Genomic DNA, 16,233 nt, shown 5'->3' with positions numbered 1-16,233 from the left:
GACAATTCCCTTAAAAAGAAACCCTCCTATCATTGAGTGATCATAGGAAGGTTTCTTTTATATATTTATTTTTTGATAGTTACGTTTTTTATTTACCGCTATAAAAAGAAAGAACCGATTAACTATAATTAACCAGTTCAGCATGACGCTCTTTATTGGTAATTAACGCACGCAACTTGCCCCAACAATGATTAGTAAAATAAACAATACAACAAGCAACGCAACTCCAAAACCTGTACCGCAACCTCTGCCACCATAGCCGCCGTAACCATAGCCACAGTAACTACCAGGATATCCATATCCCCACATGATCTGTACCACTTCCCTCCACTACTTAAAAATTATTTTTCCTTAATAAATTATGTAGGACAACTACCACTTTGCATGTGCTTCTGCCTATAAATTAAAAAATCCCTAGCTCAGCTAGGGACTTTATATTCCGCACCAAATCGTGCAAATTTTATAAGTGTAAAAAGGGGACATCAAATCAACTTTCGATTATCATTTTTCATATTTCCAAGTATTTTTTGCATAAGCTTGTTTTCAAGATGCATATAGTGATAGTGATGAAAAAGGAGGTATTTACATGGCTCAATCTGAATTTAAAAAATATGGACAAGAAGCGGCCTTATATGAACAACTTGCTCGTTATTATCAATATACTAATCCAAAAAAATATATGGAGTTATATGTGAAATATCATAACACCATTATTAAACTTGTACATGCGTATGAAAAACGAAATTCTCAAGAAGCAACCTTGCCATCCTATATGAGAATATTCCACGCGTCTCCTCATGTACCAGCTATTGATTTGTTAGTAAACGGACAGAAGGTCGTTAAAAACATTTCTTTTAAACAATACAGCCCTTATTTGTCTTTAACTCAAGGGCAGTACCGCGTTGATATTGTTCCTGCCCATAATGAAACACCTATTTTTTCATCACTTGTTCCCGTAATGGGCAACCACTCTTATACGCTTGCAGCAATTGGTACCAATACACATATACAATTGCAACCAATGCTTGATAATACACCTTTACAATCTGGTCACGCAAAAATCAGAGCTTCACATTTTTCACCGGATACTCCTGTTGTTCACATCTCTATAAAAGGAGGGGACCATTTATTTGAAAATGTCTTATTTAAACAAATAACAGATTATTTACAGGTGAGCCCTGGAACAGCTGACATTGAAATTTCTCTTGCCGATACAAAAGAAGTCCTTGCAACCATCCCTGGTATAAAAATAGAACCCAATACAATGTACACATTTGCATTAGTAGGCTATTCACATCAATCCCCAAAACTAGAAACCGTCATTCTAACAAATTAAAAATTCTACACCAGCCCCCTTGGTGTAGAATTTTTAATCTATTTTTGAAATGAAATATGAAATTCGGTCCATTGTGAATTAGAATGACACGTAATGAGTCCATTATGTTTCTCTACAATTTGTTTACATACAAATAAACCGATACCCGTCCCTAATTTCTTTGTCGTGACAAATGGTTCAAAAATCGTTTTAATACTTTCTGCTGGAATCATTGGTCCATTATTTTTAATAACAATATGAACCCTTTCCTCCTCTTCACATACATCGATAATAATTTTACGATTTTCTTTAACCACTTCAAGGGCGTCGATTGAGTTCATTAAAATATTTAGAAACACTTGCCTCACTTCACTACGATATCCTATAAATGAAATAGGATACAGTAAGTTTTTTTCAATTGAAACATTCGCATTAACTAAACTTGGGTATAAAAAATGAATAATCTCATGGAATAAATCATTTAGCCCAAATTGTTCAGACTCATTCCACATCTCTTTTTTGGAAACGAGTAAAAATTGCGAAATACGAAAATTTAATTGATCTAATTCATGTGAAATTATATCTAAATATGATAAATTCGGATGATCTGATTTCAATAATTTCACAAATCCCATAATTGAGGTTAATGGATTTCGGAACTCATGAACAAAACTAGCCGACATTTGTCCTAAAATCGTTAATCTTTCTTTATGTGTTTCATTTATATATTGCTGTTTTTCCTCTAAATTTCTCGATATAATTTCCGAGTATTTTAAAACTGTATAATAAATTAATTTGTCAAAATAAATATGTATTTTCGTCATAATTGGTTTTAGTTCACGAGCCTTTACATCCAATTCGCACATTGCTTCAAACAGTTCATTTCTTCCTACATTCGCGTTATAGACAAAATCTCCAATATTTGCGTCCGCCCCCGCCCGTTCAATTGCGATTTTTTCACATAACGGTCGTAGATTGTCTATGTCCTTTTCTTCCATAATAAGTTCGATAATAAGCTCTAATACGCTCTCACCATTTTGAGCTACCTCTTGCTTAAACGGATCTTTTTTGGAAATTATCATTTTGTTTTTCCAGTTCTCTACGAATTGATGCCTATTGTTTTTCAAGTACGAACAAAATACTTCTTTAATATCCTTATCGATTGGAAAAACCCCCATTCCCTCCATTTCCATGCGACGAATACCCTACATATTTTGAATATTAACACAAAAAATAAATTTCGTTAAGAGATTGTTGTCACATTTTGTTAATTTCTGTTGATAAAATTAATTTGCATTTAGTATTTGCACTGACTTTTTTGCATCCTTTTCATTTCTTGCGTACAATAAGATATGAAAGGTGTGAAAAATATGGTAAATAAAAATGTGGAAGATTATCTCCAAGAAGGCATTCATGGTCAAAAGCAAAACAAACCAGAAGAACGCAATATGTACTTAAGCACATTGCGTGAGCGTGTCGAAATCGCTTTAACTATCGGTCAAGTGATGCAAAGTAATACTTATACAGAAGTAGCTAATAGTATGCGTACTTCTCAATCATTACAATTATACGTAAACGGCAGCATCGCTTACCCACATTTATCAAAATACATTAAATTGGCAAACGAGAAAAATGTACCTTTTACAATCGTTCAAAATAAAGGTACACATACACCAATTGGTTTAGTTCTTGCGCACAGTACAGCAGTAGACAAAGAACAAATCTATGTTGAGGATGCTATTTTTAAACAAGAGATGAAATAATACACTTATAGACCAAAAGGTACACTTACTGAAATCGCAAGTGTACCTTTTGGTCTTTCTTAAAAATTTGGCCACTCAAAAAAAAGCTCTGCTAAGTGCAGAGTTTATGAGCTTACTTGTTCTTGTAATGATACCTGCTGCTCGGTTTCCGAAATTAACATGGGGACTACCCGTTTTGTCACTTCTATCTGCTTAATGTAATGACCATCTAATTCCTTAATACAAAAATTATAATCTTCAATTTCAACAACATCACCTTCTGCAATTTCTAAGTGTTTTGTTAAAATCCATCCCCCGATTGTATCAATATCATCATCATCAATAGATAAACCTAATAATGCATTTACCTCACTAACAAGTACTTTTCCTTCTAAAATTGTCTTCGTCTCACTAATATGTTGAATTTCTGGTTTTTCATCTCCATCAAATTCATCTTGAATATCTCCAACAATCTCTTCTAATATGTCTTCAACCGTTACAAGACCTGATGTCCCGCCATATTCATCAATTAATATCGCAATATGTGTGCGTTCTCGTTGCATTTTCAAAAATAAATCATGAATCGCAATTGATTCAATAACAAGTATAATAGGTCGAATATATTGCTGCACCGTTTCTTTACTAAAAGTACCGTATTTCACAAAATCTGTGAAAATATCTTTGAAATTTACAAAACCAATAACATGATCTTTATCTCCATCAACAACTGGGTATCTTGTATATTTTTCACTAGACATTTTTTGCAAAGCTTCTCTAACAGACGTATCTTTATCTAAAATTTGCATTTCTGTCCGCGGAACCATAATTTCCTTTGCGATACGATCATCAAATTCAAAAATTTTATTTACATATCTAAATTCAGATTGATTAATCTCCCCGTTTTTATAACTTTCTGACATTAAAAGTCGTAATTCCTCTTCCGAATGAACTTCTTCATGCTTTTTCGCAGTCTGTAAACCAAATATTTTTGTTACATACCGAGCTGAGCCATTTAAAAGCCATATAAACGGAAAAGTAATTCGATAAAAGAAAATAAGTGGTTTTGCAACAAGTAAACTCACTTGTTCTGCTTTTTGAATTGCCAATGTTTTTGGTGCTAATTCTCCCACAACAACATGGAAAAAAGTAATGAACATAAACACGAGAGTTACAGCTAAAATATCAGCGACCTGGGGAGGCACTTCCCATCTTGCAAACAGCGAGTCAAACATGTGCTTTATCGCTGGCTTTCCTAACCAACCGATCCCAAGAGCTGTAACTGTAATCCCTAATTGACAAGCTGATAAATACTCGTCTAAGTTTGTAATGACTGTTTTCACAGAGGATGCACGTCTATTCCCTTCTGCCACTAAAAAATCGATGCGTGAATTTCTTACTTTCACAATTGCAAATTCAGCCGCAACGAAAAATGCAGTTAAGGCAATTAAAACAATCACCATACTTATACTATATATGTCCAAATACGTTTCCTTACTTATCTTGTAAGTAAGGAAGCCACCTCCTACTAAATTTATTCAAACGAAAAAACGCTTCTTATCATCTGACAAGTTTCTACATGCGCCATCACCTTGTTATACATTATATGCATGCATAAAGAGGATATTTATATTTATGATAATCTAATCGTCTTCTTTCCGTCAAATGAGAATAGACAGAAAAAATAGCCACTTCTTTCTCTTTTTAGAAATATTTATATGCAAAAAAACTAATTCTCGTGAAAAAACACTTTCTTTGCCGATTCCCCACTTCTTTTGTCAACCATGCAGGGAAGACGCTTCATATCTCGAAATCATTCAGCAGGATATATATAGGAGGGATTTACCTTGGAATATAAAACACCCATTATTGCAAAGAGGTTAGGTGTTAGCCCAAAGGCAGTGGTTCGGATTGCACAACAATTGAATCTTAGTATTAAAAAAAATAAATACGGTCACTTCATTTTCACTCAAAACGACTTAGATAAAATGTTAGAATATCATCGTTCTCAAATAGAACCAACTTCATCTCCAACTATAGAGCCATCAATTGATTTTGAGAAGTTTGTTACACAATTAAATACAATTACACACCGTTTAAATCGCATAGAGGAAAAAATGCAAGATAAAGCAGATGATGTCGTCAATTACCAATTGCTACAACACCGGAGAGAACTGGAAGAAATGATGGACAAAATTCAAAAATTAGAAGCTGCGCTTGAGAAAAAAGAACAAATTTACATTACACCTGATATCACGCCAACATATGAACGAGAAGAAAAACCGAAACGCCGGAAAATGATTTTTAGTATATTTGGATTTTAGTTCTTTTCCAATCGTTTATTCGCGTATGATTGTTGACTCCCCCTTGGTCAATTATTATACGCTTTTTTAATGATCCTAATGGGCGCGGAGAATGAAGCGTCCCACTGATGGAAGTTTCACTTTATATAAGAAAGGATGTCTCATTACAAGACATCCTTTTTGTTACGATAACATCATATTCATATCTTCTGCTGCAGTTGTAATTAGTTTTAATCCAAATGTTTCTTGCAATACATCAAGCACACCAGGTGAAATAAATTCAGGTGCCTTTGGACCAATACGAACATCTTGAATCCCGAGACTAAATAGTCCTAGTAAAATCGCAACCGCTTTTTGTTCAAACCAAGATAAAACAATACTAACTGGCAATTCATTCACTTCACATTGAAAAGCATCAGCTAAAGCAGCCGCTATTTTTATTGTAGAAATAGAATTATTACATTGTCCTAAGTCAATGTAACGTGGAATTTCCGTACCTGGTACAACCCCATAATCCACATCATTAAAGCGGAATTTCCCACATGAAGTTGTTAAAATAACAGTTTCTTGTGGAAGTGACGTTGCTAATTCACGATAATACTCTCCACCTTTACCTGGTGCATCACAACCTGCGATAACAAAGAATCGCTTAATTTTCCCTTCCTTTACCGCCTGGATGATTTCTGGTGCTAATGATAATACTGTATGATGATGAAAACCCGTTACCAACTGTTCATCCGATTCCATATGTACTTCTGGAAGTGCTAGCGCTTTTGTAATTACTGGTGTAAAATCATCATTTTCAATTTTCTGTACGCCCTCAAGGCCAGCAATATCATATGAAAAGAAGCGATCAGAGTAGGATCCTTTAATTGGCATAACACAGTTTGTTGTAGCCAATATCGCACCAGTAAATTTTCCAAAAAGACGTCGCTGATCATACCATGCCTTACCGATATTTCCTTTTAAATGTTGATATTTTTTCAGCTGCGGATACCCGTGCGCTGGTAGCATTTCCGAATGCGTATAAATATTAATTCCTTTTCCTTCTGTTTGTTTTAATAATTCCTCTAATGCAAATAAATTATGGCCAGTAACAACAATGGCCTTACCCTCAACACAGTTTTGTGTAATTTGAACAGGTTCTGGCATACCAAAATGATTCGTATGCGCCTCATCTAACAGTTCCATTACCCGTAAAGCTGATTTTCCAACTTTCATAGCCATATCAATATGCTCTTGTTCATTAAAGTTAGAATTTGTTAATGTCATATATAACGCTTCATGAGTTGTAGCATCCACAAACGGATCTGTATATCCGAGCTGTGCAGCATGAGTACGATAAGCCGCGATTCCTTTTAATCCAAACACAATTGTATCTTGTAAACTTGCAATTGTTTCATTCTTCCCACAAACACCCATTACTTTACAGCCACCGGCCTTGGTTTGTTCACATTGATAGCAAAACATGTCATCCCACCCTCTCCTAATCAGTCATTACAACTAAATCGTAATATATATGAAGAAAAAAGGATGTGATATCAATCACAATAATTTATTAAAATTTGTGACACTTCATCTTGTTAACATAATATTTTTACTGTTCTCTTTGATTAATGCCTGTGCATAAGCATTCCCTTGAATAATATCCCGGAATTCTTTTAAAGAATACAAATGAGTTATTCCTTTCCGAGCGTGAATTCGAACAGGTACCCCTTGTAATGTATCGTGAAAAGGAAACGGGTCATCAATTGGTTCAATTGGAAACCCTAGTGTTAGTAAATACATATACATTCTTTTTGTAACAACAGCAATATACCACTCAGCTTTCATTTCTAAAGCATGGATAAATAAAATAGCTACGAGTCTCTTAAAATGCCCTCTTCCGCGCGAAATTTTCGCAATACTTAACTTTCCTATTTCATAAACATTTCTTAACCCTTGCACTAACTCATTTTTAGAAAACGGATAGAAAAACTCAGAATTAGATTGTTCAGGCTTCATATATCGAATGCACTCTACTGTACCGGTATATTGTCCACCTTCTATTAATAAAAATCGTGATGGATTTAAATTTCGCTCTACAAACATTAAATTTCGCTCTTCACAAAAATCTCCCCACAATTGCTCGAACAAAAAATGTTCTTCCTTTGTTTGAACACGCTGGAACATATTTCCCCGCCTTTCCCATCGACGTACTATTTTTGATAACGCTTTCACTATCTATCATATAAGAACAAATCTTCGTATGCAACCTAAAACTATTTACTACTTCATTATAGATTCTATAAACTAAAATGATCTCCTATTCAAGTTTTAGATTTATATAAAATTTTTACAAAAAGAAAAAATGATTCCTATTTATATTGAAAATACTTCATTCATAAAGTGTATGTGTAACGTTTCATATAAAGTACATAAAAAGAAATCCTTTTCGAAACAAAGGATTTCTTTTTATGTTACTGTAATTTTTAACCATTTCTCAAAAATTTGTACAAGACCATTCTGTCCTGCTAATTTTTCTTCTCCTTGCTTCGTTTTATATGGATATAATTGCAAAAAGATCCCGCAACCTGCTTCTATCTTCTTCCCATGCATATGACTGCCTGGATACACACAAATCACTTCATGAATCGCCCTTCTGTGAAAAACTCTTTTTCCATCCTGTTCTTCTACATATTTAATAGACCAATATTTATACATTTGTTCTGTTGCTTTTGTATTGCCTACAGGCTGAAAAATATTAAACATGGGGCTATATTTCACCTCAATAATAATTGAGGACTGGTACTCATAACGTTCTCCTTTCTTCACATAACAATCTAGACGAATGTCTGGCTTTTTCGTATCTTCTCCATTATAAAAATGACTGCCTTTACTAAGCGCGATGAGTGGATGGGTTTCAATAAGATCATTAAACGCTACATGGATTTGGATATTTTCACGATTTAAAACGATTGTCGTACCGTCTTGTAAACCATCTAGGTAAAAATAAGTTTGAATTTGTTGGCGCAGTGGAATTTCGTCTTTAAACTTCAATTGTTGCAATATAGAAATGATGATGAAAAATACATAATACTCATACACTAAAAACGTAGGTTTATAAACAAATAACAGTGCTGGAGATTGCTGATTATAACGCGGGAAAAACTCTAAATGGTATAACAATTTCTGATGCGTAACAGGTAACGAGTGCATCGTTATACTTGTTTTTTCAGAAATTCCTCGCCAAAATGATGAATTCAACATATTTCGAAAGTATAGTACAGCTTGGTGTACGATATGATCTAAAATTTTATACTCTTGTATTTTCACAGACGCTTTACGTAAGTCTGCCTCTTTCAGTAAATGGATATTTCGATATTTTTGCTTCTCTCTGTCCGTTACAGACCCATTATTTTCAATGGTATGCATAATTGTTTTCACAGATTGAAACTCTGCTTTTTTTGTATACATTACTCGCTCTAGTATATCAATTGTCTTTTGTAAAAAAACCTGCGCTTCAAGCAAATATTGATAAAATTGTTTCGTTGAAAATTTCAAAAAAGCATTCTCTACACTATTTGTTTGCTCTATAAATCTACGATTATAATGCTTAGCATGAGGCTTTTTTTCGCTCATTATTACACTTTTCCTCGTCGCCTTTCGTTCTCTTATTTCCCATCCATATTGATCTATATACTTCGTGTTTTCTTCAACCTTTTTATACAGTGGTTTTATGTTTTTCATTTTTTGTGGCAACGTTCGAAGTAACATTAGATACGAAGAATCTTCAATATCGATTAGCGTTGAAAATGTCTTTTTATAATAACCGCGGTCTAACATAATTTCATTTAAAATAGATTTCACATAATTTTGAATCGCTTCAAATTGGTCATCAAAAAAATTTTTAGGAACAATTTGAAACGCTCCATAATATATATCCTCTTCCACTTGCACCTCAAAATGATACAATCCACAGCGCCATGGATAAAAATAATCCGTTTTTCCATGTTCATATAATAATACTTTTTGTTTTTTTTCATGCAATTCATATTGCCATTCTTTCTTATCTTTTTGCCCTTCGTACACTTTATTCCATATAAAAGTAACACGAACTGGTTTTTGACATTGTAGGCTCAAACGTAATGCTTTTAATTCTTGCACTTTATAAATACAATGTCTCATCGTCGTCGTATGTTTACAAAGGCGATTCAAAAATACAAAGTCTCCCTTTCCCTCTGTTCCAATAATTAATTTTAAAACAAATGGGAGCTTATCTTTTGTGTCTACAATCTCTGTTTCATGCTGCCCCTCACTTCGCATACCCATACAACTCCAATTCACGCCGTTTTTGTCTTATATAAGCTAGAGAATGTTCAAATGCGGAAACACAATTAGCAAGTGGGGATTGTAATAACACTACCAGTGATAGTCCTTTCTTTTCATCTTCACGAAGAAGTGAACCAATTGTCATTTCCGTACCACGCAGCTTTGTTAAAATACGTTGTTTGACTTGTAAATCAAAACCTTCTTCTCTGCTAATCATATATGATTGATGATCTTTTTGGGGAATGTTTTGCAAATAGGTTGCAATCGCTGCCGCACACCGAAAAGAAACACCTTTCGATGCATCATGAGATGAGATTAAATCGTGCAATTTATCCAACAATTCTAATTCTTCTTCAGAAAACACATCTATAAGCTCTTTATTTCGAAACCAATTCATGCGAAACTCTCCTGTTGTAACTTGTAGCGGCGAGATTTGTAGTCCCTTATTTTGCTGCATATTCATTTCACAAAATGGAGTCTTTTGAAGGGTAATAAGGTTCGCTCGATCCAATAAGCGATCCGATAATTCTTTCGTTGTTTCATCAAAATTTACAGTCCCGATAAAAATAATATTTTCACCAATTTCAATTTGAGATGGAATGATATTTTCTCTCTCATTCTCCCCTTCATATAAAGAAAGAATACGATTTTTCTTTTCTAATTGAAGAATAGATAGAAAAGGTGTAAACCAATGTTCAATATGTGACATATTCATCTCATCAAATACAATCATATACAGTTGATCCGGGTCTTCATATGCTTTTAATAATGTTCGAATTAACCTCGTTTCACTCTCGATATATGTTCCATTTGGATGAAGATACCCTAGTATATCGTGTGGTTCTTGATAAGATGGGGAAATTGGAATCCATAACAATTCTTTTCCATACGTTAACCCTAATGCCTCTGCATATGCTTGCACGAAACGTGATTTTCCGATTCCTGGGATACCAGCAAGAATTGTTAACGGATTTGTTTTTACGCTAATATGAAAATTAAAAATATCAGTTGCATCTAAATACAAACCTTTATTTTTAATGACATCCTGAACATACTGTATAAATACAGTTTCACGTTCATTCCATTCAGGTTCCTCTTTTTGTACCTTTATATCTACTACTTCCACACGACTTCCCTCTTCTATAATTTTCTTCAAAAGCTGATCATACATATTTTCTGTTACAAAATATAAATGATCGTCGACTTTCATTTCTACATACTTAGTCCAATCCTCAATCTCAATATATTTACATTCCTTTTTTTGTTCGCAATATGCGATAGAACTAATCGCTGCCTTTAATGATAAACTCCCATATAAGCGCCCTTCATACCATAACAACTGTGGCATTTCGAAATCATGAGAAAATTTAGGGATGAGAAAAGATAAGTATCCATTTCCTAACTTTCGCTCTAAGGATTCCCTCTTTTTATATCCTACTAATCTTGGTGATGGGATAATCTTATATGCATCCGCAATATCCTGCTGTTCTACACGTATTAATTCAACGTACAACCTCCCTCTTTCATAATAAAGACGAAACAACACTAATTGTCTTTCTAACTTCTTCTTCCTCAAATCTGCAAATATTCTCTCATTTTTTTTATTAGCATGTAGCCCTTCAAATAAATATGTCTCATTTTCAAATTGTGATTTCAAAATGGAAGGAAGTTGTGAAAGACATTGTACAGAAAAAGTATCTTTTTTCTCCTCCTCTCCTTCAACAAATTTCCCTAAAAACCTCATGTGATACATCCGTTTTATAAAACTTGGGTGGAGAGCCTTATGTAGTTTCAATGCTACTCACCTTCTTTTTTTGTACTGTTCTTATTGTATGAACTACAAAAGAAAACTAGAAACAAAAAAACCTAACGTACTCCGCTAGGCTCTAAAAAGTAAAACTTATATTAATGAGAAGGAAAAGCTTTTTTCTCCTGCATAATCGCATTATGTGCAATTTTCATTTTAGCAAGTACATATCGTAATTTATCCTCAGCATTGTCGTCTTTATTACGCTGCAAGCTTGCTAACGTCTCCACAGAACCAGCTAAATTCTCAATCGCCCCACGTAATTCGGGATGATGATTAAAAAATGATTCTTGTACTAATACTTTTCGTAAATCACTTGCTAATTCCATAATTCTTAACAGCTGCTCTTTTTCTTCCATTCTCATCCCTCCTGAACATCTTATATATTAGATATTCTTTGAATAAAGCAAAATTCCTTGTATATAAAGAAAAAAAGTCCTTCAGAAGGACTTTTTTACATCTTTATATTACCTGTTATAAGCAGATAAAGGGATACTACTGCTGCAATCATGATTACAACCATAACGTATCTTTCCATGCCAGAAAAACAACGTTTTCCTTTTTCTTTCCGTGCAAATATATAAACAACAAGTCCAATACCATATACGATTGAGACAAGTAATAAGTTTTTTAAGCCTGCTGCATAAATTAACCATACTGCATATAACGAGGCAATTAAAGCGAGCATTCCATTTTTTAGTCTCGCGCGTTTTATTTCTTTCGTTACAACCAATTTTAACTGATACAGTGCCGATAATAAGTACGGCAGTAAAATAGATGTAGACGCGATAAAATACATAATTTGATACGTTGATTCCGAAAACAAAACGATAATAAACAACGTTTGTGCCACAGCATTTGAAATCCATAACGCAATATGTGGTGTTTGCTTTTTATTTGTCTTCGTAAATACTTTCGGAAACACACCATCTTTCCCTGCCACGTGAGAAATTTCAGAAACGAGTAAAAACCAACCAATTAATGTCCCAACGAGTGAAGCAACCAAACCAATGTTAATTGCAAATGCTCCCCACGGTCCAACGACATGCTCTAATACATGACCCATTGACGGAGTTTCTAACAGAGAAAGCTCTTGTCTTGTCATAGCTCCCATAGAAAGGACCGAAATTAAAATATAAATGGACATAACTAAAATTAAACCCAATACCGTTGCTTTTCCAACATCACGGCTATTTTTTGCTCTGCCAGATAATACAACTGCTCCTTCCACTCCAATAAATACCCAAAGTGTAACAAGCATCGTATTTTTCACTTGACCAAGGACAGAAGAAATAGAAATACTTCCCTCTCCCCAAAAATCATGTGTAAATGTATCCCAGCGAAATGCTGTAATCATAATTACAATAAATAATAAAATCGGAACGAGTTTTCCAATTGTTGCAACAAAGTTCATAATAGACGCTTCACGAATTCCAATTAAAATAAGGAAGTGAAGTGTCCATAATAATAAGGATGCACCAACGATGGATGCGACGTTGTTTCCTCCTTTGAAAATAGGGAAGAAATATCCAAGCGTACTAAACAATAACATGATCGTTGCTACGTTTCCTAAAATTCCTGCAAGCCAATATCCCCATGCACTGTTAAAACCAACATATTCCCCAAATCCTGCGCGCGCATAACTATAAATTCCGCCTTCAAGCTCTGGCTTTTGTTTTGCTAATGTTTGATATACAAGTGCAAGCGGAATCATCCCCATCGCTGTAATACACCAGCCAATTATCGTTGCACCACTATTTGCACCTACTGCTAAATCATGCGGTAAACTAAAAACACCCCCGCCAACCATTGTTCCTACTACTAATGCGATTAATGGAAAAAATCCTAATTTCTTTTCTATCGGTACCACCCCATCTGTCATTCTAGGTGTCATGTTTATCCGTTCAACTATTAAAGTCACCTTTTTCTCTAATAGACGTTTCTATTATATTTTTTCAGGAAAACATTACTTATTCTAAAAGAAAATGAGCAAAAAGGGAATACTTTTTTGAAAAAATGTATAAGTATGCAACAAAAAACCGTTCATTTTATTATGAACGGTCAATTCTTAATCATTAAATCGTATATTTTTTGCAAATATTAATGGATTAACTTCTCTTTTTCTAAAAATTGTCTCGCTATTTTTTCTGCACTTGTACCATTTACATTTACCTCATAGTTCATTTTTCTCATATCTTCATCTGAAATTTTCCCAGCAAGTTTATTTAATGTCTTCTCAAGTTCAGGATACTTTTCAAGTGTTTCTTTTTTTAATAATGGAGCTCCTTGATACGGTGGAAACAATCCTTTATCATCTTCCAGTACTTGCAATCCATATTGCTCAAGTTCACTATCTGTAGAGTAAGCGTCAATGACAGTAACATCACCAGATTCTATTGCACTATAACGTAACTTCGGTTCCATTGTTTTCACATTCGAAAACTGGAAGTTATATAACTTTTGCAGCCCTTTATAACCATCTTCCCGATCTGCAAATTCTAATGTAAATCCAGCCTTAACATTTGCTGCAACATTTCGTAAATCTGAGATTGTTTTTACATTATATTGCTCTGCAACATTTTGTGGCATTGCAAGCGCATATGTATTGTTGTATTCCATCGGCTTTAACATTACCATTTGATATTTCTTTTCCATGCCTAGGCGTGCTTGTTCATATACCTCTTTGCGATTTGTACTCTTTGGGTCTTCTTTTACAAAAGTAGATAAAGTAGTCCCTGAAAACTCAGGATATATATCAATTTCTCCTGACTTTAACGCCTCAAAAACAAATGCTGTTTTCCCAAGCCCCGGTTTAATCTCTACAGATAAATCCGTATCTTGTTCAATCAACTGCTTATACATTTGAATTAAAATTTCTGGTTCAGATCCAAGCTTTCCAGCGATCACAATATCTTTCTTTTGTGTGTTCAAAAGAAATGGTGCAGCTATAACAACCACTCCAATACAGATTGCCCCTATCATTCGCTTAGAAGGACGTTTATTACTTTCAAATACCCGAAGTACTCCGTCAAAGAATAAAGCTAACAGTGCGGCTGGTACAGCGCCTAACACGATAAGAGCGTGGTCATTTCGATCTATTCCAAGTAGAATAAGCTTTCCAAGCCCTCCAGCCCCTATTAAAGCAGCTAACGTAGCTGTTCCAACAATTAGCACCATCGCCGTACGAATTCCAGCCATTATAATGGGCAACGCAAGCGGGAGTTCTACTTTCCATAACCTTCTAAAACTGTTCATCCCCATCGCTTTTGCTGCTTCAATAAGTGATGCATCTAACTTCTGGATTCCCGTATATGTATTTCGTAAAATTGGTAATAATGCGTATACAACTAACGCGATAATTGCTGGTACTTTCCCAATGCCGACAAGTGGAATTAAAAGGCCCAGTAAAGCTAATGAAGGAATTGTTTGCATAACCGCAGATGTCCCTATAATAACCTCAGCAATTCGCTCTCTTCTCGTTAACAAAATACCGAGTGGAACTGCAATCATCACTGCAAATAATAAAGAGACAATTGAAATTTGTAAGTGCTCAATCAGCGCACGAAGTAATTCTAATTTTCTTTCTTGAAACGTTTGTAATAATGCAGACAAGATTTACCCCCTCTCCTTCATTTGTTCAACCAAATACGCCACAATATGGCGGCTCGTTACTGTTCCCACGTATTGTCCATCTCTTTCAATTGGGACAGCTTCTTCTGCTTCCAAGCGCATTAAAGCTTCTTGTAGGGGAGCGTATGCTGATAGAGGTATAACATCTTTTTCTACTTGTTTATCATCTATAAATGGCAACACATCTTCAATAGCCTTCCCTTCATACCAAGGGCGAACACGATTTCCAATAAATTCTTCTACAAAATCATTTACTGGGTTATGTATGATTCCTTCCGGTGTATCTAATTGAACAATTTTTCCTTTTTTCATCACACAAACACGATCACCAAGTGTTAACGCTTCTTGCATATCATGTGTCACGAACACAATTGTTTTCTGAATTTGCTTCTGTAATTTTACAATATCCTTTTGTAACTGTTCTCGGCTTAATGGATCTAGCGCACTAAATGGTTCATCCATTAGAACGATTTTCGGATTGGCAGCTAGTGCTCGTACCACTCCCACACGTTGCTTCTGCCCACCAGATAATTCATCCGGCATACGATTCCTATATACATCTGGCTCTAGTCCAACCATATGTAATAGTTCATCTACACGCTCTCGGATCTTTTCTTTACTCCATTTCCGCATTTCAGGTACAACCGCAATATTTTCAGCAATTGTCATATGAGGAAATAACGCAATTTGCTGGAGAACGTATCCAATGTCCCAGCGCAACTCGTTAATGTTATAATCTTGAATGTTTTTCCCATCAATAAAAATAGAACCTTCTGTTGTTTCAATTAAACGATTAATCATTTTCATCGTTGTCGTTTTCCCGCAGCCACTCGGACCAATAAGGACAAAAAATTCTCCTTTTTTAATTTCTAACTGTAATGAATCTACTGCTTTTGTACCGTCTTCATATGCTTTTGACACATGATTAAATCGAATCACAAATACAACTCCCTTATTGTTGTTTCTTTTATTCTGATGAATACTCCCCCACTTAGCAAAGCTTGAAGTGGAGGTTTCTAACGTTTCGGCCTAACGGACGATTAACGTCAGCGGAGTTAACACACTAGCGAGCTGTTTCACGCCTAACCCCTCTATCCCGTTTTTCCATGCATTCGGGACTACTTTTCG

General features: G+C 34.7%; 14 protein-coding genes. 3 read left to right on the top strand and 11 right to left on the bottom strand.

Annotated elements, in window-relative coordinates; translation table 11 throughout:
* Window positions 1-162 precede the first annotated feature (162 nt).
* Window positions 163-309, bottom strand: a complete 147-nt coding sequence (gene yjcZ, locus ACX5JI_RS21305) for a sporulation protein YjcZ (protein WP_459503136.1) — start codon at window positions 307-309, stop codon at window positions 163-165.
* 277 nt (window positions 310-586) lie between these two features.
* Between yjcZ and ACX5JI_RS21300 the strand changes: the two genes are divergently transcribed.
* Window positions 587-1,336: a DUF4397 domain-containing protein gene (locus tag ACX5JI_RS21300; protein WP_459503021.1), complete on the top strand. Its 750-nt coding sequence runs from the start codon at window positions 587-589 to the stop codon at window positions 1,334-1,336.
* A gap of 38 nt (window positions 1,337-1,374) precedes the next feature.
* On the opposite strand, the gene ACX5JI_RS21295 is transcribed toward ACX5JI_RS21300, so the two are convergent.
* Window positions 1,375-2,508, bottom strand: a complete 1,134-nt coding sequence (locus tag ACX5JI_RS21295; protein WP_459503020.1) for a BA2291 family sporulation histidine kinase — start codon at window positions 2,506-2,508, stop codon at window positions 1,375-1,377.
* Between the two features lie 177 nt (window positions 2,509-2,685).
* Here ACX5JI_RS21295 and ACX5JI_RS21290 point away from each other — a divergent pair, with 177 nt between their 5' ends.
* The gene (locus ACX5JI_RS21290; protein WP_459503019.1) at window positions 2,686-3,078 is read left to right on the top strand and encodes a YueI family protein; all 393 of its coding nucleotides are present in this window, start codon (window positions 2,686-2,688) and stop codon (window positions 3,076-3,078) included.
* A gap of 104 nt (window positions 3,079-3,182) precedes the next feature.
* Here ACX5JI_RS21290 and ACX5JI_RS21285 read toward each other — a convergent pair whose 3' ends face one another.
* Window positions 3,183-4,517: a hemolysin family protein gene (locus ACX5JI_RS21285; protein ID WP_459503135.1), complete on the bottom strand. Its 1,335-nt coding sequence runs from the start codon at window positions 4,515-4,517 to the stop codon at window positions 3,183-3,185.
* A gap of 384 nt (window positions 4,518-4,901) precedes the next feature.
* Here ACX5JI_RS21285 and ACX5JI_RS21280 point away from each other — a divergent pair, with 384 nt between their 5' ends.
* On the top strand, window positions 4,902-5,378 hold the full coding sequence (locus ACX5JI_RS21280) for a chromosome segregation protein (protein ID WP_459503018.1): 477 nt from the start codon (window positions 4,902-4,904) through the stop codon (window positions 5,376-5,378).
* 162 nt (window positions 5,379-5,540) lie between these two features.
* Here ACX5JI_RS21280 and hcp read toward each other — a convergent pair whose 3' ends face one another.
* From hcp to ACX5JI_RS21240, 8 genes are all read right to left on the bottom strand, one after another.
* Window positions 5,541-6,827 (bottom strand): hydroxylamine reductase, encoded by a 1,287-nt coding sequence (hcp, locus tag ACX5JI_RS21275; protein WP_459503017.1) that lies wholly within the window; start codon window positions 6,825-6,827, stop codon window positions 5,541-5,543.
* Between the two features lie 105 nt (window positions 6,828-6,932).
* Window positions 6,933-7,529: a hypothetical protein gene (locus ACX5JI_RS21270; RefSeq protein WP_459503016.1), complete on the bottom strand. Its 597-nt coding sequence runs from the start codon at window positions 7,527-7,529 to the stop codon at window positions 6,933-6,935.
* Between the two features lie 282 nt (window positions 7,530-7,811).
* Window positions 7,812-9,662 carry a hypothetical protein gene (locus ACX5JI_RS21265; RefSeq protein ID WP_459503015.1) on the bottom strand — a complete coding sequence of 617 codons (1,851 nt, stop codon included), beginning with the start codon at window positions 9,660-9,662 and terminating at the stop codon, window positions 7,812-7,814.
* The gene (locus ACX5JI_RS21260) at window positions 9,652-11,463 is read right to left on the bottom strand and encodes an McrB family protein (RefSeq protein WP_459503014.1); all 1,812 of its coding nucleotides are present in this window, start codon (window positions 11,461-11,463) and stop codon (window positions 9,652-9,654) included. Before ACX5JI_RS21260 ends, ACX5JI_RS21265 begins: the two co-directional genes overlap by 11 nt.
* Before the next feature lie 110 nt (window positions 11,464-11,573).
* Entirely contained in the window at window positions 11,574-11,834 is a 261-nt protein-coding gene (locus ACX5JI_RS21255) for a LemA domain protein (protein ID WP_459503013.1), read from the bottom strand.
* Between the two features lie 95 nt (window positions 11,835-11,929).
* A complete protein-coding gene (arcD, locus tag ACX5JI_RS21250) occupies window positions 11,930-13,357 on the bottom strand; it encodes an arginine-ornithine antiporter (RefSeq protein ID WP_459503134.1) in 1,428 nt (475 codons plus the stop codon).
* Window positions 13,358-13,575: 218 nt separating this feature from the next.
* Window positions 13,576-15,087 carry an ABC transporter permease/substrate-binding protein gene (locus ACX5JI_RS21245; RefSeq protein ID WP_459503012.1) on the bottom strand — a complete coding sequence of 504 codons (1,512 nt, stop codon included), beginning with the start codon at window positions 15,085-15,087 and terminating at the stop codon, window positions 13,576-13,578.
* Window positions 15,088-15,090: 3 nt separating this feature from the next.
* Window positions 15,091-16,044: an ABC transporter ATP-binding protein gene (locus tag ACX5JI_RS21240; RefSeq protein ID WP_459503011.1), complete on the bottom strand. Its 954-nt coding sequence runs from the start codon at window positions 16,042-16,044 to the stop codon at window positions 15,091-15,093.
* Window positions 16,045-16,233: the final 189 nt, after the last annotated feature.

This window comes from Bacillus sp. C1 (assembly GCF_054570475.1).
The sequence above is the reverse complement of the archived record's forward strand: the minus strand, read 5'-3'. Positions and strand labels throughout refer to the sequence as shown.